General features: G+C 66.1%; 26 protein-coding genes and 2 pseudogenes. 22 read left to right on the forward strand and 6 right to left on the reverse strand.

The window, feature by feature from the left end; all coding sequences use genetic code 11:
* Nucleotides 1-15: 15 nt before the first annotated feature.
* The 14 genes from ACSQ9I_RS38860 (at nucleotide 16) to ACSQ9I_RS38925 (ending at nucleotide 13,599) form a co-directional block, all read left to right on the forward strand.
* On the forward strand, nucleotides 16-756 hold the full coding sequence (locus tag ACSQ9I_RS38860; protein ID WP_436317235.1) for an enoyl-CoA hydratase/isomerase family protein: 741 nt from the start codon (nucleotides 16-18) through the stop codon (nucleotides 754-756).
* Between the two features lie 99 nt (nucleotides 757-855).
* Nucleotides 856-1,770: a LysR family transcriptional regulator gene (locus tag ACSQ9I_RS38865; protein ID WP_436317236.1), complete on the forward strand. Its 915-nt coding sequence runs from the start codon at nucleotides 856-858 to the stop codon at nucleotides 1,768-1,770.
* 160 nt (nucleotides 1,771-1,930) lie between these two features.
* Complete coding sequence (locus ACSQ9I_RS38870) at nucleotides 1,931-3,304, forward strand: SLC13 family permease (RefSeq protein ID WP_436317237.1); 1,374 nt, start codon at nucleotides 1,931-1,933, stop codon at nucleotides 3,302-3,304.
* Nucleotides 3,305-3,347: 43 nt separating this feature from the next.
* Nucleotides 3,348-5,030 (forward strand): malonate decarboxylase subunit alpha, encoded by a 1,683-nt coding sequence (gene mdcA / locus ACSQ9I_RS38875; protein WP_436317238.1) that lies wholly within the window; start codon nucleotides 3,348-3,350, stop codon nucleotides 5,028-5,030.
* Between the two features lie 14 nt (nucleotides 5,031-5,044).
* Entirely contained in the window at nucleotides 5,045-5,377 is a 333-nt protein-coding gene (gene mdcC, locus ACSQ9I_RS38880; RefSeq protein ID WP_436317239.1) for a malonate decarboxylase acyl carrier protein, read from the forward strand.
* Complete coding sequence (locus tag ACSQ9I_RS38885; RefSeq protein ID WP_436317240.1) at nucleotides 5,374-6,255, forward strand: biotin-independent malonate decarboxylase subunit beta; 882 nt, start codon at nucleotides 5,374-5,376, stop codon at nucleotides 6,253-6,255. The genes mdcC and ACSQ9I_RS38885 overlap by 4 nt, the downstream gene beginning before the upstream one ends.
* Nucleotides 6,256-6,266: 11 nt before the next feature.
* On the forward strand, nucleotides 6,267-6,968 hold the full coding sequence (gene mdcE, locus ACSQ9I_RS38890) for a biotin-independent malonate decarboxylase subunit gamma (protein WP_436317241.1): 702 nt from the start codon (nucleotides 6,267-6,269) through the stop codon (nucleotides 6,966-6,968).
* A 16-nt stretch (nucleotides 6,969-6,984) separates the two neighbouring features.
* Nucleotides 6,985-7,668, forward strand: coding sequence for a malonate decarboxylase holo-[acyl-carrier-protein] synthase (gene mdcG / locus ACSQ9I_RS38895; protein ID WP_436317553.1), 684 nt, complete (start codon nucleotides 6,985-6,987; stop codon nucleotides 7,666-7,668).
* The gene (gene mdcB, locus ACSQ9I_RS38900; RefSeq protein ID WP_436317242.1) at nucleotides 7,665-8,528 is read left to right on the forward strand and encodes a triphosphoribosyl-dephospho-CoA synthase MdcB; all 864 of its coding nucleotides are present in this window, start codon (nucleotides 7,665-7,667) and stop codon (nucleotides 8,526-8,528) included. The genes mdcG and mdcB overlap by 4 nt, the downstream gene beginning before the upstream one ends.
* Complete coding sequence (locus tag ACSQ9I_RS38905) at nucleotides 8,525-9,433, forward strand: acyltransferase domain-containing protein (protein ID WP_436317243.1); 909 nt, start codon at nucleotides 8,525-8,527, stop codon at nucleotides 9,431-9,433. Before mdcB ends, ACSQ9I_RS38905 begins: the two co-directional genes overlap by 4 nt.
* Nucleotides 9,434-9,529: 96 nt before the next feature.
* The gene (gene acs, locus ACSQ9I_RS38910; RefSeq protein ID WP_436317554.1) at nucleotides 9,530-11,452 is read left to right on the forward strand and encodes an acetate--CoA ligase; all 1,923 of its coding nucleotides are present in this window, start codon (nucleotides 9,530-9,532) and stop codon (nucleotides 11,450-11,452) included.
* A gap of 13 nt (nucleotides 11,453-11,465) precedes the next feature.
* On the forward strand, nucleotides 11,466-12,011 hold the full coding sequence (ppa, locus tag ACSQ9I_RS38915) for an inorganic diphosphatase (RefSeq protein ID WP_436317244.1): 546 nt from the start codon (nucleotides 11,466-11,468) through the stop codon (nucleotides 12,009-12,011).
* A complete protein-coding gene (gene adk / locus ACSQ9I_RS38920; protein WP_436317245.1) occupies nucleotides 12,008-12,664 on the forward strand; it encodes an adenylate kinase in 657 nt (218 codons plus the stop codon). The genes ppa and adk overlap by 4 nt, the downstream gene beginning before the upstream one ends.
* Nucleotides 12,665-13,176: 512 nt before the next feature.
* Nucleotides 13,177-13,599, forward strand: coding sequence for an EamA family transporter (locus ACSQ9I_RS38925; RefSeq protein ID WP_436317246.1), 423 nt, complete (start codon nucleotides 13,177-13,179; stop codon nucleotides 13,597-13,599).
* A 457-nt stretch (nucleotides 13,600-14,056) separates the two neighbouring features.
* Here ACSQ9I_RS38925 and ACSQ9I_RS38930 read toward each other — a convergent pair whose 3' ends face one another.
* From ACSQ9I_RS38930 to ACSQ9I_RS38940, 3 genes and pseudogenes are all read right to left on the reverse strand, one after another.
* Nucleotides 14,057-14,362 carry a hypothetical protein gene (locus ACSQ9I_RS38930; RefSeq protein ID WP_436317247.1) on the reverse strand — a complete coding sequence of 102 codons (306 nt, stop codon included), beginning with the start codon at nucleotides 14,360-14,362 and terminating at the stop codon, nucleotides 14,057-14,059.
* 69 nt (nucleotides 14,363-14,431) lie between these two features.
* Nucleotides 14,432-14,767 (reverse strand): EamA family transporter, encoded by a 336-nt coding sequence (locus tag ACSQ9I_RS38935; protein ID WP_436317248.1) that lies wholly within the window; start codon nucleotides 14,765-14,767, stop codon nucleotides 14,432-14,434.
* Nucleotides 14,768-14,826: 59 nt separating this feature from the next.
* Nucleotides 14,827-15,324, reverse strand: a pseudogene (locus ACSQ9I_RS38940) (IS110 family transposase); the annotation flags it as partial.
* A gap of 96 nt (nucleotides 15,325-15,420) precedes the next feature.
* Between ACSQ9I_RS38940 and ACSQ9I_RS38945 the strand changes: the two are divergent.
* Together ACSQ9I_RS38945 and ACSQ9I_RS38950 are read left to right on the forward strand one after the other, a co-directional pair.
* Entirely contained in the window at nucleotides 15,421-15,687 is a 267-nt protein-coding gene (locus ACSQ9I_RS38945; RefSeq protein ID WP_436317249.1) for a ribbon-helix-helix domain-containing protein, read from the forward strand.
* Complete coding sequence (locus tag ACSQ9I_RS38950) at nucleotides 15,684-16,004, forward strand: type II toxin-antitoxin system RelE/ParE family toxin (RefSeq protein WP_436317250.1); 321 nt, start codon at nucleotides 15,684-15,686, stop codon at nucleotides 16,002-16,004. Before ACSQ9I_RS38945 ends, ACSQ9I_RS38950 begins: the two co-directional genes overlap by 4 nt.
* Before the next feature lie 23 nt (nucleotides 16,005-16,027).
* On the opposite strand, the gene ACSQ9I_RS38955 is transcribed toward ACSQ9I_RS38950, so the two are convergent.
* Genes ACSQ9I_RS38955 through ACSQ9I_RS38965 form a run of 3 tightly spaced genes read right to left on the reverse strand, consistent with a single transcriptional unit; the run spans nucleotide 16,028 to nucleotide 18,636 of the window.
* Nucleotides 16,028-16,615, reverse strand: coding sequence for a hypothetical protein (locus tag ACSQ9I_RS38955; RefSeq protein ID WP_436317251.1), 588 nt, complete (start codon nucleotides 16,613-16,615; stop codon nucleotides 16,028-16,030).
* Nucleotides 16,612-17,997 carry a sensor histidine kinase efflux regulator BaeS gene (gene baeS, locus ACSQ9I_RS38960; protein WP_436317252.1) on the reverse strand — a complete coding sequence of 462 codons (1,386 nt, stop codon included), beginning with the start codon at nucleotides 17,995-17,997 and terminating at the stop codon, nucleotides 16,612-16,614. Before baeS ends, ACSQ9I_RS38955 begins: the two co-directional genes overlap by 4 nt.
* Nucleotides 17,998-18,015: 18 nt before the next feature.
* A complete protein-coding gene (locus ACSQ9I_RS38965; protein WP_436317253.1) occupies nucleotides 18,016-18,636 on the reverse strand; it encodes a TetR/AcrR family transcriptional regulator C-terminal domain-containing protein in 621 nt (206 codons plus the stop codon).
* 130 nt (nucleotides 18,637-18,766) lie between these two features.
* Between ACSQ9I_RS38965 and ACSQ9I_RS38970 the strand changes: the two genes are divergently transcribed.
* From ACSQ9I_RS38970 to ACSQ9I_RS38995, 6 genes and pseudogenes are all read left to right on the forward strand, one after another.
* Entirely contained in the window at nucleotides 18,767-19,975 is a 1,209-nt protein-coding gene (locus ACSQ9I_RS38970) for an efflux RND transporter periplasmic adaptor subunit (RefSeq protein WP_436317254.1), read from the forward strand.
* 15 nt (nucleotides 19,976-19,990) lie between these two features.
* Nucleotides 19,991-23,158, forward strand: a complete 3,168-nt coding sequence (locus ACSQ9I_RS38975) for an efflux RND transporter permease subunit (protein ID WP_436317255.1) — start codon at nucleotides 19,991-19,993, stop codon at nucleotides 23,156-23,158.
* A gap of 1 nt (nucleotide 23,159) precedes the next feature.
* On the forward strand, nucleotides 23,160-24,623 hold the full coding sequence (gene adeC, locus ACSQ9I_RS38980; RefSeq protein ID WP_436317256.1) for an AdeC/AdeK/OprM family multidrug efflux complex outer membrane factor: 1,464 nt from the start codon (nucleotides 23,160-23,162) through the stop codon (nucleotides 24,621-24,623).
* A 28-nt stretch (nucleotides 24,624-24,651) separates the two neighbouring features.
* Nucleotides 24,652-25,551 carry a LysR family transcriptional regulator gene (locus ACSQ9I_RS38985; RefSeq protein ID WP_436317257.1) on the forward strand — a complete coding sequence of 300 codons (900 nt, stop codon included), beginning with the start codon at nucleotides 24,652-24,654 and terminating at the stop codon, nucleotides 25,549-25,551.
* A 169-nt stretch (nucleotides 25,552-25,720) separates the two neighbouring features.
* Nucleotides 25,721-25,933, forward strand: a complete 213-nt coding sequence (locus tag ACSQ9I_RS38990) for a type II toxin-antitoxin system VapB family antitoxin (RefSeq protein ID WP_436317258.1) — start codon at nucleotides 25,721-25,723, stop codon at nucleotides 25,931-25,933.
* Nucleotides 25,933-26,315, forward strand: a pseudogene (locus ACSQ9I_RS38995) (type II toxin-antitoxin system VapC family toxin). Before ACSQ9I_RS38990 ends, ACSQ9I_RS38995 begins: the two are co-directional and overlap by 1 nt.
* The last annotated feature ends 54 nt before the right edge of the window (nucleotides 26,316-26,369 follow it).

A 26,369-nucleotide genomic window follows, 5' to 3' on the forward strand; every position in this document is an offset into this window, starting at 1 on the left:
GCCGTGGAGAAGGGCGTGGCCCTGATCACCATGGATCGTCCGCAAGCCATGAACGCGTTCAACTGCACGCAGCGTGAACTCTTCCAGAGCGCGCTTCTGTGCGCCGATGCCGACCCGGGAGTGCACGCCATCGTGATCACCGGCCAGGGCAAGGCCTTCTGCGCGGGCCAGGACCAGCATGAGAGCGCCGCAATGGATGCGGCAGGCTCCGCCGCGCGCATTGACAGCTACATGGCACTCTACGAGGTGTTTCGTGCGCTCACCAAGCCGGTCATCGCCCGGGTCAACGGAGTGGCTGCCGGGGCCGGACTGCAGATCGCGCTCATGGCGGACCTTCGCATCGCTTCCACCAAGGCGCGCTTCGGCATGACGGAGTTCAAGGTGGGCTCCGCGGCTATCTTCGGCAGCGCGCTGCTGGCCTCGATCATCGGCGAGGCCGCGATGAAGCGGCTGGTGCTGCTCGCCGAGATCGTGCCGGCGGCGCAGTCCCTGACGCTCGGCTTGGTGCATGAGGTTGTGGACGATGCCGGCTTGGACGCGCGCGTGGCAGAAATCTGTGCGCAAGTGTCGCAGTGGTCGCCGACCTCCGTGGCGATCACCAAGTCGTGGTGGAAAGAGATGGGCGACGAGCTGTTCGCAAGGGCCGCGACCGCGGCCCGCCGTGGCCATGCCCTCAATTTCGCGTCCGGCGCCTATTCCTTGGGCGCAAGGAAATTCACCGAGCGCAAGCAAGCAGATCCTCATGCCCGCGCGTAACGCGCACCACGCTACTTTCTGCAAATACGGCGCGCCCGGGGCGGCGCGATTCGCTCGCGCTTGTCAGGGTTACGATTGGATTTCATCCGCAGGCCACCCATGCTCCTCCGCGTCGACGAAGAGATTACCTTCCGCAAGCTCGAGATCCTCCTGGCCTTCATGGAGACCGGCAATCTCGCACGCGCGGCTGAAAAGCTCGAGATCAGCGCCGTCAGCGTGCACCGCGCCTTGCATTCGCTGGAAACTGGGCTGCGCTGCGCGCTGTTCCGGCACGAAGGCCGCAACCTGCACCCGACTGAAGCCGCTCATGCGCTGGCGGAGGTCGCCCGCGAGGTGCTTCGCACGATGTCAGAGGGCATCCGCGCCACGCGAGAAGTCGCCGGCTACTCGGCCGATCGGATCCGCATCGGCTCGCTCTATTCCCTGACGAGTCGCACGGTGCCGCAGCTGATCATGGGAATGAAGCTGCGCAAGCCGGAACTGCACACCGAGCTCGTCCTGGGGTCCAATGCCGACCTGCTGCAGAAGTTGCGGGACGGCGCGATCGATGCCGCCCTCATGGCGATCCCCGAGGATGCTTCCGACGTCGAATCGGAGCCGCTGTTCCAGGACGACATCCAGTTCGCCGCGCCAGTGGATTCTCCTTATTCGGCGCAGAAGGAGATCGACCTGAGCGCCTGCGCCGGAGAGCGCTTCGTGAGCCTGAGCGAAGGCTTCGTCACCTACAGCGGTTTTATGGAGTCGTTTCGTGTGGCCGGCTTCACACCGAACGTGGTGATGAAGACGGGCGACATCTTCTCCCTGATGAACCTGGTAAGCGGGGGCGTCGGCTACACGCTGTTGCCGGGCCGTGTGCGCGGCGCCATGCCTCAGAAGGTGCAGTTGATCCCGTTGCAGACCAAGTACCTGATGCGCCAGACCATCGCGCTCAACTTTCTGCGCACTCGCGAACGCGATCCCAACCTGCTCGCGTTGCTGTCAGTGTGCCGCCTGGCGAAAGCGGAACTCGGCTGAACGGGAGCCATCGACTGGGCTCGGGTTAACCCTCGATCGTTTCAATTCGCGTAAGGATCAACGCGACAGCTTCATTGATCGTCCTGGAGGCGGTGCGTACCTTACGCACCCAGATGCACAGCCCGATGCGTCGAACCCCAAAACCCCCGGAGACGCATTGATGACTTCTCATTGGATCTCGATCTACGCCCTGGTTGGCATGTTCGTGCTCGCCACGGTGCTACCGATCAACATGGGCGTGATCGCCTTCGTCGGTGCCTTCCTGGTCGGCACGCTGGTGGCCGGCATGAACGCCAAGGCGATCATGGGCGGCTTCCCCGCCGACCTGTTCCTCACCCTGGTCGGCATCACCTACCTGTTTGCGCTGGCGCAGAACAACGGCACCATCGATTGGCTCGTCAAGCTGGCGGTGCGTGCGGTGCGCGGGCGCATCGCCGCGATTCCTTGGATCATGTTCTTCATCGCCGCGCTGCTCACTTCGGTGGGAGCGGTCAGCCCCGCGGCGGTGGCCATCATCGCGCCGATCGCGCTGGGCTTTGCCGCCAAGTACGGCATCAATCCACTGCTCATGGGACTCATGGTCGTGCACGGCGCGCAAGGCGGCGGCTTCTCGCCGATCAGCATCTACGGCGGCATCACCAACAAGATCGTCGCCAAGGCCGGCCTGCCGCTCAACGAGTTGGCGACCATGCTCGCCAGCCTCGGTGTCAACCTGTCCGTGTCGCTGCTGCTGTTCTTCCTCATGGGCGGCATGAAACTGCTGCGCCAGAAGGCCGACGTGACCGGCGCAGTACCAGCAACGCGCCGCGCTGCACATGCGCAGGGCGGGGCGCAGGTGTTCGGCGATGCGGAGGCCGAATCGTTCGCGGAAGAGCGCCGCGTCGCGACTGCGGCTGGCGAGTCGCTCATGGACGCGGCGCCGGCGGTCCCGGCCGACCAGGGTTCGCGCCTCTACCAGATTGTCACCGTGCTAGGCCTGCTGGCGCTGGCCGTGCTGACGCTGTTCTTCAAGCAGGACATCGGCTTCGTCTCGATCACCATCGGACTGCTGCTGACGCTGATGGCGCCCAACCTCCAGAAGCGCGCCCTGGGCCAGGTGTCGTGGCCGGAGATCATGCTGATCGTGGGTGTCAGCACCTACGTGGGCGTGATGGACAAGATGGGCACGATCGATTTCGTCGGCCACAGCGTGGCCGGTCTCACCTCGCCCATGGTGGCCGCGTTGCTGTTGTGCTTCGTCGGTGCCGTGGTCTCGGCCTTCGCCTCGTCGACCGCGGTGCTCGGCTCGCTGATCCCGCTGGGGGTGCCGTTCCTGCAGGGCGATGCCGGCGTCAGCGCGGTCGGCTTCATCGCGGCGATGGCCGTGTCCTCCACCATCGTCGACGTCAGTCCGTTCTCCACCAATGGCGCCCTGGTGCTCGCCAATGCCAAGGGCGTGGACCGCGACGTGTTCTTCCGGCAGCTGATGGTGTACGGCGCCATCGTGACCCTGGTGGCCCCCGTGGTGGTGTGGCTGCTCTTCGTGGTGCTGTGAGGCGGCGCCTCTGTATCGACCGAACTTCAACTCCATCGCCCCCATGAACTCCAGATCCTGGACCTCCAAGGCCGACGACCGCGCCGCACGATTCGCGCGCGCGGCCGGTGCACTCGGCACGCGGCTCGCCGGCAAGCGCGTCGACACCGAAGCGATCGCCACCCTGCTCGAAGCGGTGCTCTCGCCCGGCGACCGCGTCTGCCTCGAGGGCAACAACCAGAAACAGGCCGATTTCCTCGCGCAGGCGCTGGTGCAGGTCGATCCGCAGCGGGTCAATGGCCTGCACATGGTGCAGTCGGTGCTGGCACTGCCTGAGCATCTGGACGTGTTCGAGAACGGCGTGGCCGCTCGGCTGGACTTCAGCTTCTCGGGGCCTCAGGGTGCGCGGCTGGCCAAGCTGGTGTCGGCCGGGCGCATCGAGATCGGCGCGATCCACACCTACCTCGAGCTTTTCGCGCGCTACTTCGTCGACCTGACGCCCAAGGTCGCGCTGGTCGCGGCGCAGGCGGCCGACGCCGAAGGCAATCTCTACACCGGCCCCAACACCGAGGACACACCAGCGATCGTCGAAGCCACCGCGTTCTCCGGCGGCATCGTGATCGCGCAGGTCAACGAACTGGTCGACGGCAAGAGCACGACGCTGCCACGCATCGACATCCCGGGCGACTGGGTGAGCTTCGTCGTGAAGGCGCCGCGCCCCAACTTCATCGAGCCGCTGTTCACGCGCGATCCGGCGCAGATCAGCGAGGTCCAGATCCTGATGGCGATGATGGCGATCAAGGGCATCTATGCCGAGTACGGCGTGCAGCGCCTGAACCACGGCATCGGCTTCGACACCGCGGCCATCGAGCTGCTGCTGCCGACCTATGCCGAGTCGCTCGGCCTCAAGGGCAAGATCGGCAAGCACTGGGCACTGAACCCGCATCCGGCACTGATCCCGGCGATCGAGGCGGGCTGGGTCGAGTCGGTGCATTCCTTCGGCTCCGAGCTGGGCATGGAGGACTACATCCGCGCGCGCTCCGATGTGTTCTTCACCGGGCCCGACGGCAGCCTGCGCAGCAACCGGGCGTTCTGCCAGGCGGCCGGCCACTATGCCTGCGACATGTTCATCGGCTCGACCTTGCAGATCGATCTCGACGGCAACAGCTCCACCGCGACGCTGGGCCGCATCGCCGGCTTCGGCGGTGCACCCAACATGGGCGCCGATGCGCGCGGCCGGCGCCATGCCAGCCCGGCCTGGCTCAAGGCCGGGCGCGAGGCGCGTGCCGGGCGCAGCGGTGCGGCCGGCACGCCGCGCGGGCAGAAGCTGGTGGTGCAGATGGTCGAGACCTTCCGCGAGCACATGCAGCCGGCCTTCGTCGACAGGCTCGACGCCTGGACGCTGCAGGAGCAGGCCGGCATGGACCTGCCGCCGATCATGATCTACGGCGACGACGTGTCGCACATCCTCACCGAGGAAGGCATCGCCAACCTCCTGCTGTGCCGCAGCGACGCGGAGCGCGAGCAGGCCATCCGCGGCGTGGCCGGCTACACCGCGGTGGGCCTGGCGCGCGACAGGCGCGCAGTGGAGAACCTGCGCGACCGCGGCGTGATCCGCCGGCCGCAGGACCTGGGGATCGACCCGCGCCAGGCCACGCGCAACCTGCTGGCCGCCCGCAGCATGCGCGACCTGGTGCGCGCCTCGGGCGGGTTGTACCAACCACCCAAGCGCTTCAGAAACTGGTAGCAGGAGATCCGACCATGAGCGACGTTCCCGCAGGGCTCGAAACCCTGGACTTTTCTTTCTCCGGCGGCCGGCCGGCCGGCGCCTTCGCGCCGGTGCTGGTCGGCGTCGTCGGCTCCGGCAACCTCGAGGTGATGCTCGAGGCCGCCGACGGCAACGACTGCGCCGTGCGTGTCGAGACCTCGGCGCGCGGCTTCGGGCCGATCTGGCAGGCCGTGATGAACGACTTCCACGCGCGCCATCCGCTGGCCGGCGTGCGCGTCTCGATCAACGACATGGGCGCCACGCCCGCTGTGGTGAGCCTGCGGCTCGACCAGGCAGTGGCCGAGATCACTGGAGGGCAGCCATGATCAGCTTTGCCGAATGCTCGGCGCGCGAGCGGCTGGCGCTGCTGCTCGACCCCGGCAGTTTCCACGAATGGCTGCCACCCGCCGAGCGGGTCACCAGCCCGCACCTGGCGCAGCTCGGCGTGCCCTCGGCCTTCGATGACGGCGTGGCGATCGGCCGCGCGATGCTCGATGGGCGCAACGTGTTCGTGGCCGCGCAGGAAGGCGCGTTCATGGGCGGCGGCGTCGGCGAGGTGCACGGCGCCAAGCTGGTCGGCCTGCTGCAGCGCGCGCTTCGCGACCAGCCGACCGCCGTGCTGTTGCTGGCCGAATCGGGCGGCGTGCGCTTGCATGAGGCCAACGCGGGGCTCATTGCAGTGTCGGAAGTGATGCGCGCACTGCTCGACGTGCGCGTCGCAGGCATCCCGGTGATCGTGCTGATCGGCGGCGCCAACGGCTGCTTCGGCGGCATGGGCATCGTGGCGCGCTGTGCCGACCACATCGTGATGAGCGATGTCGGGCGGCTGGCGATGTCGGGGCCCGAGGTGATCGAAGCTTCTCACGGCGTGGAGGAATTCGATTCGCGCGACCGTGCGCTGGTCTGGCGCACGACCGGCGGCAAGCACCGCTGGCTGACCGGCGATTGCGACGCGCTGGTCGAAGATGACGTCGATTCTTTTCGCGTGGCGGCTGTGGCGGCGATCGGTGCGTCGAAGCCATTGACCTTGGCGGCGCTGGAGCAGGAGCACGCGTTGCTCACGGCGCGCCTGCACGCACTGCCGGCCGATACCGCCGGCCGCGACGAAGCAACGCTGCTTTGGAGCGCACTCGGCATCGCCGACGCGCAGCAGGTTCCTGATCTTCCGGTCGAAGCCGTGCGCGCGCTGCGCGCGATCCCTTGAGGAGCATTCATATGCAGTGGAATTCCCTTGTTACCCAGCTCTTCGGCCCGTACCACGGCATGCGCGCAGACGGCGACTTCCTGCAGGGCGAAGTGATGTTCGAAGGCGAACCGCTCACGGTGATCGGCACCACGAACCATGCGCCCATCGGGGTCCGTCTCGCGCTCGCGCAGGCCCGCGTGGTGCTCGACGCCATCGCGCAGCACCCGGGTCGGCCGATCCTGCTGCTGATCGACACCCAGGGTCAGCAGCTGCGCCGACGCGATGAATTGCTCGGCATCAACCGTGCGATGGCGCACCTCGGCGCGAGCATCGACCTGGCGCGGCGTCGCGGCCATCGCGTGCTCGGGCTGGTATACGACCAGGCCTTGTCCGGCGGCTTCATCACCTCGGGCCTGATCGCCGACGCCTGCTACGCGCTGCCGGAGGCCGAGATCCGGGTGATGCGCATTCCCGCCATGGCGCGCGTCACCAAGCTGCCCGAGGACAAGCTCACGGCGCTGTCTCAATCCAACCCGGTGTTCGCACCGGGCGTGCGGAACTACGTGGCGATGGGGGGCGTGCGTGCGCTGTGGGAGGGAGACTTGCAGGCCGCGCTGCGCGAGGCGCTGGCCCATACGCCGACGCAAGATCGGCGCGCGCAGGACGGCGCCGAGCGCGGTGGACGCCAGCTCGCCGCCGCCGTCGTGCGACGCGTGCTGGACGCCGCCTGAACGCCGCTTGCGCGCCATGGTCTCCCTGCGCCGCCATCAACTCGTTCGGCTCTCCGAGGCGGGTTGGTCCGCCGTCTTGCTCCAGCCATGGGACAGGCAGGCCCGCGACTGTCTGACGCATTGGGTGACGCATCGGCTGCCGCTGGTGGTGACGCGTCAAACCATCGATGGCGCCGCCAACGGATGGATTGCGCTGGGTTTGCCCTCACCCGCTCGCTGGGACCGGCGTCGGCTGGCGCTGCAGGTGCCGCGCACTGCAGTGCTTCTTTTTGACGAGTTCCCGCGCCTGGCCGAGGTGCAAGGGCTGCTGGCGCCGTCAATGCGCAGCTCGGTTCGCGATCTGCTTGGCGCGCTGGACGCCTGCCATGCGACAACGCGCGTGTTCGGCAGCTACGGCTGGCAAGCGATCAGCGGTCTCTATCACGTACGGCCGGACTCCGACCTCGATCTGGCGGTCAGCGTCGGTGGGGCGGCACACGCGGATGCGGTTGCGCATGTGCTTCAGTCCTTCGGCTCAACGCAGCCTAGGCTGGATGGTGAACTCGTCTTCAGCGATGGGGCGGCAGTCGCGTGGCGCGAATGGATCGAGTGGCGCGCTGGACGCACGCGCGCCGTGATGGTCAAGCGGCTGGACAGCGTGTCCCTGCAGCGCGAAGCGGCGTGGTGCAAGCGTAGCGAGTTGGTGGAGTGGGCCGAATGAGCACCTCTGCGCTCCATGTGCAACAGCATCCACGGCTCACGTCCGCGGCGATCGGGCGCGCTGCCACGCTCGCGCTTTACGACGAGCTGTCGCTGGCGCCCAAGCCGGGCCTGGTGACATTGACCGACCGCGGCAGCCACGGCGACATGGACGCGCACACCTTCATGCGCAGTCTGTTCTCGCTGCGCCGCTACTTCGTCCAGATTGCCGAAGCCGGCTTCGCCGGCGCGGACTTCGCCGTGCTCGAGCGCTGTGGCATCGCGGCCGAGGCACGCATGCTCGCCGCGACCGGCGGCGTCAACACGCATCGCGGCGCGATCTTCATGCTCGGCCTGTTGTGTGCGGCGGCGGGCGCTGCCCTGCGAGAGCGCGGGGGCGCATTGCATCGCGATCAATTGCGCGAGGCGTTGCGCCGGCACTGGGGCGATGCGCTGGCAACGCGCAGCCTGCGCCCGCCCACCCTGCCCGGCGGCATCGCCGCGCGGCGCCACAGCCTGCGCAGCGCCTCCGAAGAGGCGGCGCTGGGCTTTCCGGTGCTGTTCGAGACGGCGCTGCCCGCGCTGACGGCAGCCCTGGCTCGCGGCCTCACGTCGCAACAGGCTCGGCTCGACACCTTGTTCCACATCATGGCCGTCCTGGACGACAGCAATCTCGCGCACCGCGGCGGCCTCGACGGCCTGCGCCACGCCCAGCGTGCTGCGCGCGGCTTTCTGGATCGAGGGGGCATTGCGCGGCCGGACGGCATTCAGGAGGCGAGAGCCATTGCAAAAGCCTTTGTCGCGAGGCGACTGTCGCCCGGTGGCGCGGCAGACACGCTCGCCGCGGCCTGCTGGATCACTCGCGTGTGTTCAAGCCAATGAGCTTTGCTCTGGTTTTTTCCGGCCAGGGAACCCAGCATCCTGCGATGCTGCCCTGGTTGGCGGACGATGAACACGTGCGCGACACGTGCGCGCGCCTCGGCGTCGACGACTGGCGGCGCGCCCTCGCGGATCCTGACTGGGCAGAGCGCAACGACAACGCGCAGACGCTGCTGACGGGCCTCGCCTTGGCGGCCTGGGGTCAATTGGCGCCACTCATTTCGTCGCCGGCGGCAGTGGCCGGCTACAGCGTCGGCGAGTTGGCGGCCTTCAGTGCGGCCGGCGTGATCGAGCCCGCCACGGCTGCGGCCCTGGCGCCCCTGCGGGCCGAGGCCATGGATCGGTGCGCTGCTCGCGTGCCCGGCGGTCTGCTCGCCGTCAGCGGACTTTCCGAGTCGCGGCTCGAGCAAATACGCGACGAAGCCGGCCTTGCACTCGCCATCCGCAACGGAAACGACAGCGTGATCCTCGGCGGCCCGAGGGCCGCGCTGGACCACGCGGAACGAAAGGCCCTGGCCGCCGGCGCGCAGTGCACGCGCTTGCGGGTCCATGTGGCATCGCACACGCCCTGGATGCGCGAGGCGGCAGCGGGCTTCGCGCAGACGCTTGCGCAGGTGCCGTTCCACGCGCCTCGAGTCGTGCTGTTCAGCAATGCGAGGGACCGCATCCGGGATGCAGCGTCGGCCCGGACTGCGCTGGCCGCTCAGATCGCCACGACGGTTCGCTGGGACGAATGCATGGAAAACGTCATGGCACGGCAAGTACGTTGCGTACTGGAGCTGGGTCCGGGCCAGGCACTGGCGCGCATGTGGAATCAGCGCTGGCCCACCGTTCCAGCGCGCGCTTGCGACGACTTTCGCAGTGCTGCAGCGATTGCTGCCTGGCTGAACAGCCATGCGGACCGATGAACTGAATCAGCCGTCTGTGATGACCTAACCCAAGGCTATAGGAGATCTATCGTGAACGAGAACGAAACAAGGCCCCATCTGGTTCCAGTCCCGGACATGAAGGACGCCCATGTGTCCGGCATGGCCGCCTACGACCGGCTGGTGGCCGACGCCGAAGCCGACTACAGCGGCTACTGGTCGCGCCTCGCCCGTGAATTCCTCAGCTGGAAGACGCCGTTCACCCAAGGACTCGACGACAGCCAGGCGCCCTTCTTCAAATGGTTCGAGGACGGCACGCTGAACGTGTCCTACAACTGCCTCGACCGACAGATCGAGCGGGGCCTGGGCGACAAGACCGCGATCATCTTCGAAGCCGACGACGGGCAGGTGACGCGCGTCAGCTACCTCGAGCTGCTGGCACGCACGTGCCGCATGGCCAACGCGTTGAAGGCCCGCGGCGTCAGGAAAGGAGATCGCGTCGTCATCTACATGTCGATGAGCATCGAAGGCGTGGTCGCGATGCAGGCCTGCGCGCGCATCGGCGCCACCCATTCGGTGGTCTTCGGCGGCTTCTCGGCGCAGAGCCTGCGCGACCGCATCCAGGATGCCGGCGCGGTCATGGTCATCACCGTCGACGAGCAGCTGCGCGGCGGCAAACAACTGCCGCTCAAGGCCATCGTCGACGATGCCATCGCGTTGGGCGGCTGCGAGGCGGTGAAAGACGTCATCGTCTACCGGCGCACGGGCGGCCCGATCGCCTGGGATCTGTCGCGTGACCGCTGGCTGCACGAAGAGATGCAGAACCAGGCCGAGACCTGCGAACCCGAATGGGTGAGCGCCGAGCATCCCCTGTTCGTGCTGTACACCTCGGGCTCGACCGGCAAGCCCAAGGGCGTGCAGCACTCCAGCGGGGGCTATCTGCTGCACGCGGCGCTGACCACGAAGTGGACCTTCGACCTGAAGCCCGACGACGTGTTTTGGTGCACCGCCGACATCGGCTGGGTCACCGGCCACACCTACATCACCTACGGCCCGCTTGCACTGGGGGCGACCGAGGTCGTGTTCGAGGGCGTGCCCACCTATCCCGACGCGGGCCGCTTCTGGAAGATGATCCAGGACCACAAGGTCAGCGTGTTCTACACCGCGCCCACGGCCATCCGCTCGCTGATCAAGGCGGCCGAGGCCGACGAGGCGGTGCATCCGAAGCGCTACGACCTGTCGAGCCTGCGCATCCTGGGCTCGGTAGGCGAGCCGATCAACCCGGCGGCCTGGGAGTGGTTCCACCAGCACATCGGCGGCGGCCGCTGCCCGATCGTCGACACCTTCTGGCAGACCGAGACCGGCGGCCACATGATCACGCCGCTGCCGGGCGCCACACCGCTGGTTCCGGGTTCCTGCACCCTGCCCTTCCCGGGCATCGCCGCTGCCATCGTCGACGAGACCGGCACCGACGTGCCCAACGGCCAGGGCGGCATCCTGGTGGTCAAGAAGCCCTGGCCAAGCATGATCCGCACGATTTGGGGCGACCCCGAGCGCTTCAAGGCGAGCTACTACCCGCCGGAACTCAAGGGCTACTACCTGGCGGGCGATGGCGCGATCCGCGATGCGCAGACCGGTTACTTCACCATCACCGGGCGCATCGACGACGTGCTCAACGTCTCGGGCCATCGCATGGGCACGATGGAGATCGAGTCGGCGCTGGTGTCTTGCACCGATCTGGTGGCGGAAGCCGCGGTGGTCGGCCGCCCTGACGAGACCACCGGCGAGGCGATCTGCGCCTTCGTCGTCCTGAAGGGCGCTCGCCCCACCGGTGACGAAGCGAAGAAGATCGCCAATGAGTTGCGCAATTGGGTCGCCAGGGAGATCGGCCCGATCGCGAAGCCCAAGGACATCCGCTTCGGTGACAACCTGCCGAAGACGCGCAGCGGCAAGATCATGCGCAGGCTGCTGCGCTCGGTCGCCAAGGGCGAAACCATCACCCAGGACACCTCGACGCTCGAAAACCCGGCGATTCTGGAGCAGCTGGCGCAAAAGAACTGATCCGTCGACATCCATGGCCTTCGACAAAATTTCCCCGGGCGAGAAAGTCCCCGACGAGTTCAACGTCGTCATCGAAATCCCGATGAACGCCGACCCCATCAAGTACGAGGTCGACAAGGAGTCGGGCGCGATCTTCGTCGACCGCTTCATGACGACCGCGATGCACTACCCGACCAACTACGGCTATGTGCCGCAGACGATCTCGGGCGACGGCGATCCGGTGGACGTGCTGGTCATCACCCCCTGGGCGCTGGTGCCGGGCGTGGTCGTGCCGTGCCGCCCGATCGGCATCCTGATGATGGAAGACGAGGCCGGCGTCGACGGCAAGGTGCTCGCCGTGCCCACCGACAAGGTGCTGCCGATCTACAGCCACTGGAAGAAGGTCGAAGACGTGAACCCGATGCGCCTGAAGGCCATCACGCACTTCTTCGAGCACTACAAGGACCTGGAAGCCGGCAAGTGGGTCAAGGTGCTGGGCTGGGAAGGCATCGATGCCGCCAAGAAGGAAATCGTGGACGGCGTTTCCCGAAACATCCAACGCATGCCGGAGACACCATGAGACTGATGCTGTTGGGCGCCCCCGGGGCAGGCAAAGGCACGCAGGCAGCCTTCATTTGCCGGAAATGCGGCATTCCTCAAATCTCGACCGGCGACATGCTGCGCGCCGCCGTCAAGGCTGGTACACCGCTCGGGCTCCAGGCCAAGGCCGTGATGGATGCCGGCGCCCTGGTGAGCGACGACCTGATCATCGACCTCGTCAAGGAACGCATCGCGTTGCCGGACTGCGCCCAGGGCTTTCTGTTCGATGGCTTCCCGCGCACCATTCCGCAGGCCGAGGCCATGCGCTCGGCGGGCGTCAAGATCGACTATGTGCTCGAGATCGACGTGCCTTTCGCCGACATCATCGAACGCATGAGCGGGCGCCGCTCGCACCCGGCGTCGGGGCGCATCTACCACGTCAAGTTCAATCCGCCGAAGACCGAAGGCAAGGACGACCTCACCGGCGAAGACCTGATCCAGCGCGAGGACGACAAGGAAGAAACCGTGCGCAAGCGGCTCGAGGTCTACAGCCAGCAGACCCGGCCGCTGGTCGACTACTACTCGGCCTGGGCCAAGGCGGACCCGGCCACGGCGCCGAAGTACCGCGCGATCGGCGGCGTCGGCAGCGTCGACCAGATCGCGTCCTTGGTGCTGACGACGCTCAGCGATTGACTGCGCAGCGATGTCCCAACTTAGGCGCCATGCGCTTGCGTCACAACTGCCGCCGCTCGGAGTTGCGCAGCCAATGCGGGCTGACCACTCTGATAGCTGTCGGCCAGCGCATTCAACTCGTCTGCGGTCCGAGCACTTGCGACGCGCTTGAAGGCCTTCCAGGGAGCGACGAGCCGTTGACGCACGCCGCTCGCAGTCGACGCTCGAAAAACGCGATCATCGGAGCGATTGTTGTTTCCTACGAACCGGTCTGCCATGGAGCCCTCTTTCGATGTTGCACGCCGACGATTGGCATCGACAAGTATAAGGGTTTACCCTTAGCACTGCTTTGCCCAGAACGTTCGCACGGGTATGGGGCGGTTGCCTTTCGACGCACGCTGGCGCAAAGACGGGGGAGCAGACCTCTTCTCGCTAGGACCCCCGCCGTGTTCGGCAGAGGCTCGGCCCATCCCATAGCAACCGCCGGTTGGACAAAGCGTCCGAGCGGCACAAATCAACCTAGTAGCACCACGATGGAAAAATGGATTGTCTACGCGTTCGTTTCGATGGCTTTCGCAGGATTCACGTCCGTGATTGCAAAGATGGGCCTGTCGGGAGTCTCCGGCGACCTCGGCCTCGCGGTGCGTACCTGCTTTGTTTTTGTGTTCGTGCTGATATTCGCCGCGGCGGTCGTCCCGACGACTGAACTGAAATCGCTCAGCGGCCGAAATCTTTTTTGGCTCGGCCTTTCAGGCGTCACCACAGCATGCTCATGGGTCTTCTACTACAGGGCCATCAAGCTCGGCGAGGTTTCGACGGTGGCGCTCATCGACAAAGGCAGCGTCGTCGTGGCGCTCTTGCTGGCATGGGCGCTCCTGGGCGAGGGAATCACATCCGCCAAATTGATTGGCGGAGGTCTGATAGTGGCAGGCTTGCTTGTCATCGCCAGAGGTTGAACTGGCACGCCTGGCCGCACTCATCAACGTTTCGAGAGCATGCTGCGCGTCAGACCCGAACTTGCCGCCGCCTTGTCGACGATGCTCGACAAGATCGATGCGACCTGCGCGACAGCGGCTACCAGGGCGAGCCCATTACGACGTACCTGGCAGGCGGCTGGCGGCGAACTACTGCTGCGGGACGCGCCTAACGAATGATGTGGACGCGAGCTTCTCCCAGGCGCGTCGCTTTGAACTACTGGGACCTGTCTGACGAGGAGAGAAAGCATGCGCCATCAGCATCCCCTCTCACGATTCATGAAGTGCTGGCGATGCGCTGCTGAAGGGAGCCGCGCTCTCGATCATGTTTCATGAAACCGGCTGCGGGCGTGGACAGTTCCGAGCGGCTCCTCATTGCCAGCAGGAGCGCGCGTTCCATTTCGATGCCTTCTAGGCCGAGGTACCGAACCATCTCACGCTAGTACTCGGGCAACTCGGCCAAGCTCGGCCCCATCGCCTTGCCAATAATGGGCAGGGAAATGAGTTCGTCAGTTCCAGCCTTGCACTGGACCTCGGTGCCCTTCAAATAGCCGCCCTTCCCGTCGGGTGTGCCCGTGTAGAGTCGGGCGCCGCCATGCCAAAGATTCGCCACGTCGGAGGCCGCCATGTCTTTAGGGTCCAGAAGCCTGAATTGTTCCGGCCCTTCCAGGTCGATCTCGTGAAGCATGACGCGCTTGAGGACTCCGCCCTCTGCGTGGACCTGCGTGATTGCGTAGTGTGTCATCTCTACCTCCATCGATCTCAGTCAGGAGTATGCCGCTTGTGGCTGTACGCAGCGAGGTGCCGCAGTGTGTCAGCCCAGCCGGTTGCTCACGAAGTTGTCCATCTCGTCAGTGCCAACGTAGCCCACATCCGGCTTCGCCAGCGCGCTGAGCACCACGCCAACGAACGCCAAACCCAGCCACACAAGCTTGGTCGCGGTCAGCTTCTCGGAAAAGAAGAGCGCGCCCAGCACGACCAGCACGAAGGGCTGAGTGTTGTAGGCGGCTGTCGAAATGGAGATGGACGCGCGTGAGAACGAAGCGAAGATGAGCAGCCAGTTGAGGACGATGGCCGCACCCCCTAGAGCGCCGCCCAGCCGAAGAGGCGAAGCGAGAGCGGGCCGCGCAGCATGCCCGACGCGGCGCACACAATCAGGAGCGTCGCCGCGCCGAAGACGCAGCGCCAGAACAGTAGGTCGATGCTTGGCTTCTCAGGTCTCCATGCCTGTCCGCGTGCCAACACCGCCCATATCGTTCGCGCCAGCTTGTTGGCCACCGCCGCGACGACCACGCTGTATGGTCGGCGCTGAAGCAGCGCTGCGAGCCAGGGCCATGTCGGCGCATCCTTCGATCTGACCACGATGGCCCGTGCGCCGTGCATCAGCAGCGTCCTCAGATATGCATCGCCGCGCTTGCTGATGCCAAGCTGCCGGACTCGGCCGCCAGTCCCGGTCTGCCGTGGAACCAAGCCAATCCACGCGGCGAACTCCCGTGTGTCCTTGAAGGCTGTTGGTGTCCCGATGCTGGCGACGATGGCCGTAGCCGTGAGAAGCCCAACGCCAGGGATTTCGGCGACAGCTTTGCAGGCTGGAATCTCACGCATTTGGCGCGAGAGCCTGCGTTCGATGACGTCGATGTCGGCTTGCAGTTGGTGAATGCGCCGGACCTGCTCGTCCAGGCTATCCATGAGCATCGCTGGTAGCCGCGCCGGCTATCGGCCGCGATGGCGAATTGGCTCGCTGGACTTTGGTCGGCCGATTGAGTAGGATTTAATCCTATTGAACGAGATGGGAGCGCCTTCATGCGCACAACGCAACAACTGAGCATCACCCTGCCAAACGAGATGGCCGAGGCCGTGAAGGCCAAGGTCTCGGCGGGCGAATACGCCACCGAGAGCGAGGTCATCCGCGATGGGCTGCGTGCCCTGATGGCGCAGGACCGCGCCATGCAAAGCTGGCTACGAGATCAGGTCGGTCCGGCCTACGACGCGTTGAAGGCTGATCCATCGCGCGCCGTCACCGCCCGTCAGGTGCGCGCCAGGCTGGCGGCCGAGCGCGCCAAGGGGTGACGCCTTACCGCGTCGTCTTCTCGCCCGAGGCCGAGGAGCAACTGGCCGATCTGTATCACTACATTGCGCGTGCAGCTTCGCCGGACATTGCGGCGCGGTACGCCGAGGCGATCGTCGCCTACTGTGAGAGCCTTCAGACGTTTCCCCATCGCGGTACCAAGCGCGATGATGTGCGCCCGGGTCTGCGCATCACCCACTACAGGAAGCGCACGGTCATCGCCTTCGATGTCGCCGCCGAACAGGTTTCCATCATCGGCATCTTCTATGGCGGACAGGACTACGAGAGCATCTTGCACGACGAATCCGAGAACCCTTGAGCGTGGGGTCCCAACTCCTGCGCTCACCCCTGGCGGTACCTGAAGCGCGAGCCGATCACCGCAGCAGTTCCGGCAGCAACGCTACCTCCCGTCCATGCGCCAGCATCGCCTCGACGAGGGCGGCGGCTTTCACGGTCTACGCGTTCCATCTCCAAGACCAGGCTTCGCATGATGTCGACCGGGCGATCCATCTGTCGGCAGACATCGAATGTGCTCAGCCAGCGAACGAGACCGGTCGGCGGGTGCAGCGGCTTGCAGTGAAGTGCGCCCGGGTGGCGAAATCCGCACCAGTGCATGGCTGCCAGCAACCAGGCCGCGCCGCGCACTTGCTCCGGCGCCAGGACGACCATGGGTTCGATCGGATCAAAGCGGCGCATGGCCTCAAGCCACGCGCGGCGCTCGCCTCGGGGCAGCTTCGACCGGGATTTGCGAAGAAGGGCTCGCAGCAGCCACTCCGCGCTGCGCAGCAGTTCCGCGCGCGGCTGCGCAGCCGGCAGGAAACCCTGCCATTCTGGACGCGCCACCATCCTTGGGCCGGTCACGACGGACCTTTGCGACAGCCGCAGCGTCCGTCGTCCGGGCGACAGCCCGGTGTGACGCGTGTCGCTCATCCTGAAGCCAGCGGCAGTTCGATGGCGATCCTGAGCCCGCCCAACTGCGACGCCGAGGCGGTGATGCGCCCTTCATGCGCCTCCACGATGTTGCGACTGATGGCCAGTCCCAGCCCACTGCCCCCGGTGGCCCCATTGCGCGAAGCTTCGACGCGGTAGAAGCGCTCGAACAGCTTCTCCATCTTGTCCTCGGGGACGCCGGGGGCACTGTCCTCGACGACGATGAGCGCATTCGCACCGTGCCGAGCGCAGCCCACTTGAAGAACACCACCACGGCCCGTGTACCGCAGCGAGTTCTCGAGCAGATTGCCGAACAACTGGTGCAGGCGCGGTTCGTCGCCGCTGATCATGAGCGGCGCCTGCCCGATCTGCAGTACCAGTTGCAGTGATGCCGCCTCGAGTCGCTCCTGCATGCTGCTGGCCGCCGCATGCACCACCGTTGCCACATCGAGGGGGACCCGCCGGTACGTCATCGCGCCGACATCGGACAGCGACAGATCGTGCAGGTCATTGACCAGCCTGCCCAGGCGCTCGACCTGCAGGTGCATGGCGTTCGTCGACTGGACCGTGGGTGAGCGAATCCCGTCCTGGATCGCCTCGAGCTGCGCGCGCAACACCGCTAACGGCGTGCGCAATTCATGGGAAATGTCCGCCATGTAACCGCGCCGTGCCCGCTCGGTATGTTCGAGTGTCTGGGCCATTCGGTTGAAGTCCTTCGCCAGCGCTCCGAGTTCGTCGTTCGCAACGGCCGCGATTCGCGAAGCGTAGTCCCCTGCGGCCAGTTGGTGCGTGGCCTGCGCCATGTCGCGAAGGCGTCGCAATAGGGCGCGCGCGAGGAAGAATGTCAGCAGGGCTGCCACAAGGATCGATCCAAGGCCGACCATCGTCAAGGCCTTGAACTGCTGTTCGAGAAAGCGCTCGTCATTCTTCGGCAGCACCGCCTCGAACGGCACCATCGCGACCCACCCCACCGTGCGTCCTTCGACGACGATGGGAATGCGGAACGAGCTCGCGTCTACATCCGGGTTGCCGACGACGCGGCGCATGCTCGCGTCCAGCAGGCCCATGCGCGCCATCGCGCCTGTCTGGTCGGAAGACGCCACGCGAGGTGCCGTATCGACCCCTGGTTCGCGAAGGAACGGCGACACCAGAGCCACCCATTCCCCGAAGTCGGCGCGAAGGAAGTCCCAGCTGCCGCGAACGACATAGGCCTCCTGCAGACGTGGCACGACCTCCTCCATCCGCATTTGACCCTGCTGACGGAGGTAGCCCAGGAAGCCGCGCTCCATCACGAGCCGGATCGCAGCTCCATGGACAACGACCACGGCAGCACAGGCGAGCAGAACGAACAGGAAGAGCTTGAATGTGATGCCGACTTTCATGGTGGATGCACCTGTCGGCTACGAGGCCTTGTCGCTCCCGGGTGCATAGCCGCCGAGAAAAACCTGTACCGCGCGGCGGGTGGCCTCGCGCAGGTCCTTGCGTGACGGCGGCCCTTCGATGCCGAGCAGAAGCGGCATGGTGACCTCCGAGTCCAGCAACGCAGTCAGGTGGCGCGCCGCCACCTGCGGATCGGCTTTGCGCAAGCGTCCCTTCTGCATCTGCTGCTCCAGAAACCCTGCCAGCTCGAGCAGACCTTTCTTGGGCCCGCCTTCGAAGAATTGCCGTCCGATGTCGCTTCGCCCGGACTCCGCGATCACGGCTCTCATCGCCTCGATGATCTCCTGCGAGCACACCACGGCCAGGATCCGTTCACCGTAGCGTTGCAAGACATGCTCCAGGTCGTCCTCGTCCGTCGCGAGTGCAGCGAAGATCGGGTCGAAATGCGTCTCGGCAGCGCCGAGGATGACCGCGACGAAGAGCGCTTCCTTGGAGCTGAAGTATCCGTACAGCGTCGCCTTCGAACCGCCCGCCCGCGCGGCGATCTCCGACATGGAGGCGCCTTCGAATCCCATTTCCCTGAAGACCTCCGACGCCGCCCGGACGATCGCGTCGCGCTTGGCTTCCGTCTTGACTCGCATCTCGTTGCCTCCTTATATCCGAACCAATGTGTTCATTATTGATTGACATCAGCAGGAAGTCAATCTACATTCACATACCGTACGGTTCGTTTAAACGACGAATCCTTCCACGTCCTTCAGGAGATTCGCCATGCGTCCACCCCTTACCTTCGGCCTGACCTTTACGGCAGCCCTTGCGTCCGCCTGCCTGCTCGTCGCATGCGGCAAGCCGCCAGGAGGCCCGCCTCCGGCGCAGGGCACGCCCGAAGTCGGCGTGGTCACGGTGCAGCCGCAACGCGTGGCCATCACGGCCGAGCTGCCCGGCCGCACCGCGCCCTTCCTCATCGCCGACGTCCGCCCCCAGGTCGGCGGCATCGTGAAGACGCGCAAGTTCCGCGAAGGCAGCGACGTGAAGGCCGGCGAGACGCTCTACCAGATCGATCCAGCCACCTACAAGGCCACCTACGACAGCAATGTCGCCGCGCTCGCCAAGGCGCAGGCCAGCCTGAAGACCACGCGGCTGAAGGCCGAGCGCTACAAGGAGCTGGTGGCCATCCAGGCGGTGAGCCAGCAGGACTACGACGATGCCGCCGCTTCGCTGCAGCAGGGCGAGGCCGACGTCGCCGCGGCGAAGGCCAATGTCGAGACGAGCCGCATCAACCTCGCCTACGCGCGCATCGACGCGCCGATCTCGGGGCGCATCGGCAAGTCGACGGTCACGCCCGGCGCGCTGGTCACGGCCAGCCAGGCGACCGCACTGGCCACCATCCAGCAGCTCGACCCGATCTACGTCGACGTGACGCAATCCAGTGCCGCGGTGCTCCAGCTCAAACAGGCCATGGCGCGCGGCGATCTCCAGAAGAGCGGCGCCAATGCGGCCAAGGTGCGCCTGCTGCTGGAAGACGGCAGCGCCTATCCGCTCGAAGGCAAGCTCGAATTCTCGGACGTCACCGTGGACCAGACGACCGGCGCCATCACGCTGCGCGCGGTGTTCCCCAACCCGAACGCCGACCTGCTGCCCGGCATGTACGTGCGCGCCGTGCTGCAGGAGGGCGTCAAAGAGCAGGCGCTCCTGGTGCCGCAGCAGGCGGTGTCGCGCGACAGCACCGGCAAGCCGACGGCCTTCGTCGTGGATGCCCAGCACAAGCTGCAGCGACGCATGCTCGAGACAGAGCGCGCCATCGGCGACCAATGGCTGGTGCGCCGCGGCCTTCAGGCCGGCGACCAGCTCGTGGTGGACGGTCAGCAACGCGCAGCGCCGGGCGTCGAGGTGAAGACCGTGCAATGGAGCCCCAGCGCCAAGCCGGTCGCCGAAACGGCCAAGGCGGCTCTCCCCGCTTCCGGCAATACGGCGAACTGATCGCGAGAGACCGTCATGGCACGCTTCTTCATCGACCGCCCCATCTTCGCCTGGGTCCTCGCCATCATCGTGATGCTGGCAGGAGCTCTCTCCATCTTCACGCTGCCGATCGCGCAGTACCCGAGCATCGCGCCGCCCGCCGTCGCGATCACCGCCAACTACCCGGGCGCTTCCGCCAAGACGCTGGAGGACACCGTCACCCAGGTCATCGAGCAGAAGATGAAGGGGCTGGACCGGCTGAGCTACATGGCATCGACCAGCGAGTCGTCGGGCTCGGTCACCATCACGCTGACCTTCGAGAACGGCACCAACCCCGACACCGCCCAGGTGCAGGTGCAGAACAAACTCTCGCTGGCCACGCCACTGCTGCCGCAAGAGGTGCAGCAGCAGGGCGTCACCGTGACGAAGTCGGCCACCAACTTCCTGAACGTGCTGGCCTTCACGTCCGAGGACGGCAGCATGAACGGGTCCGACCTGTCGGACTATGTGGCCGCGAACGTGCAGGAGGCGATCAGCCGCGTCGAGGGCGTGGGCGACACCACCCTTTTCGGCTCGCAGTACGCCATGCGCGTGTGGCTCGACCCGAACAAGCTCGCCAACTTCAGCCTGACACCGCTGGACGTGAAGACCGCCATCCAGGCGCAGAACGCGCAGGTCTCGGCCGGCCAGCTCGGCGGCCTGCCTGCGGCGGGCAGCCAGCAGCTCAACGCAACGATCACCTCGCAGACGCGCCTGAAGACCGCGCAGGAGTTCGAAGACATCCTGCTGCGCACGCAGACCAACGGCGCCCAGGTCCGCCTGCGCGACGTCGCCCGCATCGAGCTGGGCAGCGAGTCCTACAACACGGTCGGGCGCTACAACGGCAAGCCGGCTGCCGGCCTCGCCATCAAGCTGGCCACGGGGGCCAACGCGCTCGACACGGTCAAGGGCATCGACGCCCGCGTGGCCGAGCTCGAGAAGTTCTTCCCACCCGGCATGAAGGTCCAGAAGCCCTACGACACCACGCCCTTCGTGCGGATCTCGATCGAGGAGGTCGTCAAAACGCTGGTCGAAGCAGTCGTCCTGGTGTTCCTGGTGATGTATCTCTTCCTGCAGAACATCCGGGCGACGCTGATCCCGACCATCGCGGTGCCGGTGGTGCTGCTCGGCACCTTTGGCGTGCTCGCGGCCTTCGGCTTCACCATCAACACGCTGACCATGTTCGCCATGGTGCTGGCGATCGGCCTGCTGGTGGACGATGCGATTGTGGTGGTCGAGAACGTCGAACGAGTCATGACGGAGGAAGGCCTCTCACCGAAGGAGGCGACGCGCAAGTCGATGGGCCAGATCACCGGCGCCCTGGTCGGCGTCGCGCTGGTGCTGGCGGCGGTGTTCGTGCCGATGGCCTTCTTCAGCGGCTCCACCGGCGTGATCTACCGCCAGTTCTCGATCACGATCGTCTCGGCCATGACGCTGTCGGTGCTCGTGGCGCTGGTGCTCACGCCGGCGCTCTGCGCGACGCTGCTCAAGCCCGTCGCCAAGGGCCATGCGATGGCGACCACCGGCTTCTTCGGCTGGTTCAACCGCACTTTCGACCGCGGCAACGGCCGCTACCAGGGCGTGGTGCGACACATGCTGGGCAAGGGCTGGCGCTACATGGTCGTCTACGCGGTGCTGCTGGCCGCGGTGGTCTTCGGCTTCATGAAGCTGCCCGTCGGCTTCCTGCCCGACGAGGACCAGGGCAGCATGTTCGTGCTGGTCCAGCTGCCGCCCGGCGCCACCAGCGCACGCACCGACGACGTCATGCGCCAGGTCGAGCACCACTTGCTGGAAGACCAGAAGGACGCAGTGGCCGGCGTGTTCGCGGTATCCGGCTTCAGCTTCGCTGGCAGCGGTCAGAACACCGGCTTCGCCTTCGTCAAGCTCAAGCCCTGGGACGAGCGCAAGGGTGAGACGCTCGCCGTGACGGGCGTGGCCGCGAAGGCCAGCGCCTTCTTCAACACCATCCGCGACGCGAAGGTGTTTGCCTTCGCACCGCCGGCCGTGTCGGAACTCGGCAACGCGGCAGGCTTCGACCTGATGCTGCAGGACCGGGCCAATCTCGGCCATGAGGCCCTGATGCAGGCGCGCAACCAGCTGCTGGGCGAACTGTCGAAGGACAAGCGGCTGGTGGCCGTGCGGCCCAACGGCCAGGAGGACACGCCCGAGTTCAGGCTCGAGGTCGATCCGCACAAGGCACAGGCGCAGGGCCTTTCGATGGCGGACATCAACGACACCTTCTCGGCCGCCTGGGGCAGCAGCTACGTCAACGACTTCATCGACAAGGGTCGGGTGAAGAAGGTGATGCTGCAGGCCGATGCGCAGTACCGCATGCTGCCGGAGGACATCGACCGCTGGTATGTGCGCAGCAGCGCCGGCGCCATGGTGCCCTTCACCTCCTTCGCCAAGGCGAGCTGGAGCTCCGGCTCGCCGCGGCTGGAGCGCTACAACGGCGTGCCCTCGGTGGAAATCCTGGGCATGGCGATGCCGGGCAGCGCCTCCAGCGGGGAGGCGCTGGCCATCGTCGAGCAGGCGGTGGCGAAGCTGCCTGCTGGCATCGGCTACGAATGGACCGGTCTGTCGCGCCAGGAGAAGGCATCGAGCGGCCAGACCGGCCTGCTCTACGCGCTATCGATCCTGATCGTGTTCCTCTGCCTCGCGGCCTTGTACGAGAGCTGGGCGATCCCGTTCTCCGTCATTCTCGTGGTGCCGCTCGGCGTGCTGGGCGCGCTGGTCGGCGCGATCCTGACGTGGAAGATGAACGACGTGTACTTTCAGGTCGGCCTGCTCACGACCATCGGCCTGGCGTCGAAGAATGCCATCCTGATCGTCGAGTTCGCCAAAGATCTGCATGAACGCGGCAGTAGCCTGGTGGAATCGGCACTGGAAGCCGCCCGCCTGCGGCTGCGCCCGATCCTGATGACGTCGCTGGCCTTCATCCTGGGCGTGCTGCCCCTGGTGCTGGGCAGCGGCGCGGGCGCCGGAGCGCAGCATGCGCTGGGCACCGCGGTGATCGGAGGAATGCTATCGGGCACGGTGCTCGCCATCTTCTTCGTGCCGCTTTTCTTCGTCCTGGTGGTCGGGCTGTTCAAGGGCAAGCCGGCCGAGCCACACGCTGCGATTTCCCACTCCCACACGGCCCAGCCCACTTCAGAAGGTGTCTGACATGTCCCGCTTCACATCGACTCCCCTCGCGCCGTTGGCACTGGCCGCCCTGCTCGCCGGCTGCAGCCTGATGCCCGCGTACCAGCAACCCGCAGCGCCCGTCCCCGGCAAATTTGCAGGCGATGCAGGCGCCGCCGCATCCACGCCGGTGGCCGACCTCGGTTGGCGCGATGTCTTCAACGACCCCTCGCTGCAGCGCGTGATCGAGATGAGCCTCGCCAACAATCGCGACCTGCGCGTCGCGGTGCTGAACATCGAGAAGGCCCGCGCCCAGTACCGGGTGCAGGATGCGGCGCTCTTCCCGACCGTCAATGCCAGTGCCGGCGGCAGCGGCAGCCGCACGCCGGCCGACCTGTCGTCCACGGGCGAGGCCCTCACGGCGCACCAGTACAGCGCGACGCTCGGTTTCAGCGCCTACGAGATCGACCTGTTCGGCCGCGTCCGAAGCCTGAGCGCACAGGCGCAGGAGCAATTCCTGTCCACCGCCGAGGCGCGTCGCAGCACCCAGATCAGCCTGGTGGCGGAAGTCGCGACCAGCTACCTCACGCTTGCCGCCGACCTGGACCAGCTGAAACTCGCGCGCGACACCTTGCGCAGCCAGAGTGACTCCTACCGTCTCAACCAGCGCAGCTTCGAGCTGGGTGCGGCCTCGGCACTCACGCTGAGCCAGGCGCAGACGAGCGTCGACACCGCCCGCGTCGACGTCGAGCGCTACACCGCCCAGGTGGCGCGGGACCGCAATGCGCTGATGCTGCTCGTGGGTGCCGAGCTGCCGGACGAACTGCTGCCGCAGGCCCTGCCCGACCGCGCCGCGGCGGCCACGAGCCCGCTGGCCAGCATTCCGCCGGGGCTGCCCTCCGAGTTGCTGCAGCGCCGCCCGGACATCCTGCAGGCCGAGCGCGATCTCAAGGCCGCAAACGCCTACATCGGCGCGGCGCGCGCGGCCTTCTATCCGCGCATCAGCCTCACGGCATCGGCGGGCACGTCCAGCAGCGAGCTCTCGGGCCTCTTCAAGGGCGGCTCGGGCAGCTGGAGCTTCGCGCCGCAGATCACGCTACCGATCTTCGACGGCGGCGCCAACCGCGCCAACCTCCAGATCGCGACCGTCAGCCGCGACATCTCGGTGGCGCAGTACGAGAAGGCGATCCAGACAGCCTTCCGCGAGGTCTCGGATGCGTTGGCACAACGCAGCACGCTCGGCCGCCAGCTCGAAGCGCAACAGTCGCTGGTGAATGCGACGACGGAGAGCTACCGGTTGTCGGACGCGCGCTTCCGGCGCGGCGTCGACAGCTACCTCACCGTACTGGATTCGCAGCGCTCGCTCTACACGGCACAGCAGAACCTCATCGCCACGCGCCTTTCGCGCCTGACCAATCTCGTGACCTTCTACAAGACGCTCGGTGGCGGCTGGGTGGAGAGTACCGGCACGCCGATTGCGAGCTTGACCCGCGACGCGCGACACTGACGAGCTGGAGCAATGTGCCCAGGTCTCCATGGACGGATTCGATCTCATCAAGACTTTTCGTGAAGTGGCGCTCAGGCGCAGCTTCTCCCGCGCCGCCATGTCGCTCGGCGTGTCGAAGGGAACCGTCAGCCGCTACGTGACCGAACTCGAAAAGCGCAGCGGCGTGCGCCTGCTCAACCGGTCCACCCGTTCGCTGAGCCTGACTGACGCCGGCGAGTTGCTGCTGGAGCGCAGTGCGCAACTGGTGGCCATGGCCGAAACCACGCTCCACGACCTCCAGGCGCACGGCGCGCTCCCCCGCGGGCGGCTACGCATCAGCGCGCCGCATGGCCTGATCGCGGGATGGCTTTCGAACGTGATCGCCGAATTCATCAGGCGCTTCCCCGACGTATATGTCAGCCTCGTATTCACCAACAATGCGGTCGATATGATCGCGGAAGGCATCGATATCCACCTGACCGGCGGGCGCATCGATGACATGAACCTCATCGTGCGGCGGCTGGCGCAGTTCGACATGGTGGTCTGCGCCTCGCCCGGCTACTGGGCTCAGCGGGGCATTCCGCAGACGCCTGAAGACCTGAGCCGGTACGAGGTGCTGAGCTTCGCGGCCATGCCCACCACGCACCTGCCCTTCGAGACCGCAGGTCGGCAGTACGAGGTGGCGGTGCACAGCCGCATGGAAGCCAACGATCCGATCGCGCTGATCGAGCTGGCGCTGCGCGGTGCTGGCGTGGCCTATGTGCCGGAGCCGCTGGCGCAGTCGCATCTCGAGCGCGGCGCGCTGGTTCCGGCGCTGCGCGAGCACATGCGCAGCGACCACTGGGTCTACGCGGCCTATTCGCAGCGCCGCCACAACAGCGCCGCGATGCGCGCGATGCTCGATTTCCTCGAACAGTCGACCGGTTCGGCCGACGGCCTGGCGCAGTAAACCCGCTCGGCTGCTTCAACGCCTGCAACAGCGTTTGTCGGAGGCCTTCGGCCCACTTCTCGTACCGTTCCTTCGACGTGGCCACCACACTCTGTGGCAGAGAATCTCCGGCAGCCTACGCCATTTGCATCTTGATTGATGCACAATTGCATCATTTCAGGCGACTGACATGCGAACGACCGTGACACTCGACGATGCGCTTTACGCCAGAGCCCTTGAGGTGGCAGATCCCGGGATGGACAAAGCTGAGCTGTTTCGCGAGGCCATCGAGACCTTTGTTCGCGTTCGGGCTGCCAAGCGCCTCGCGGCGCTGGGTTCGTCTGCACCTGACATGCGAAGCGTTCCTCGCCGGCGCCCTCGGCGTCCAGCAACGCACTCCTGATGGAGCCCGTTCTTGTCGACACCTCCGTGTGGGTGAGTCACTTCCGCCATCGAAATAACTCCCTGATTGCGCTTTTGCAGGCGGATCTGGTTCTGACACATCGATGATCGTTGCCGAGCTGGCATGCGGGACGCCGCCGGAACCGCGACTACGGACATTGGGCGATCTGGACCTGTTGCAGAAAGTTCAGCAGGCGACCCTCACCGAGGTCAGGGATTTCATAGAACGGGAACGGCTCTACGGCCTCGGTTGCGGTCTGGTGGATCTCTCATTGCTCGCATCCACGATGCTGCTACGGCCGGCCGAACTCTGGACGCTCGACACAAGACTTGGCGCTCTTGCCGCGCGCTACGGCGTCATGCATAGGCCGGCACCGCACTGAGTCGGTTGATCTCCCGTCTTCGCCTTCAGGGCTTCGGATACGGAGTATTCCTTT

The organism is Variovorax sp. LjRoot84 (assembly GCF_964254305.1).
Lineage (GTDB): Bacteria > Pseudomonadota > Gammaproteobacteria > Burkholderiales > Burkholderiaceae_C > Variovorax.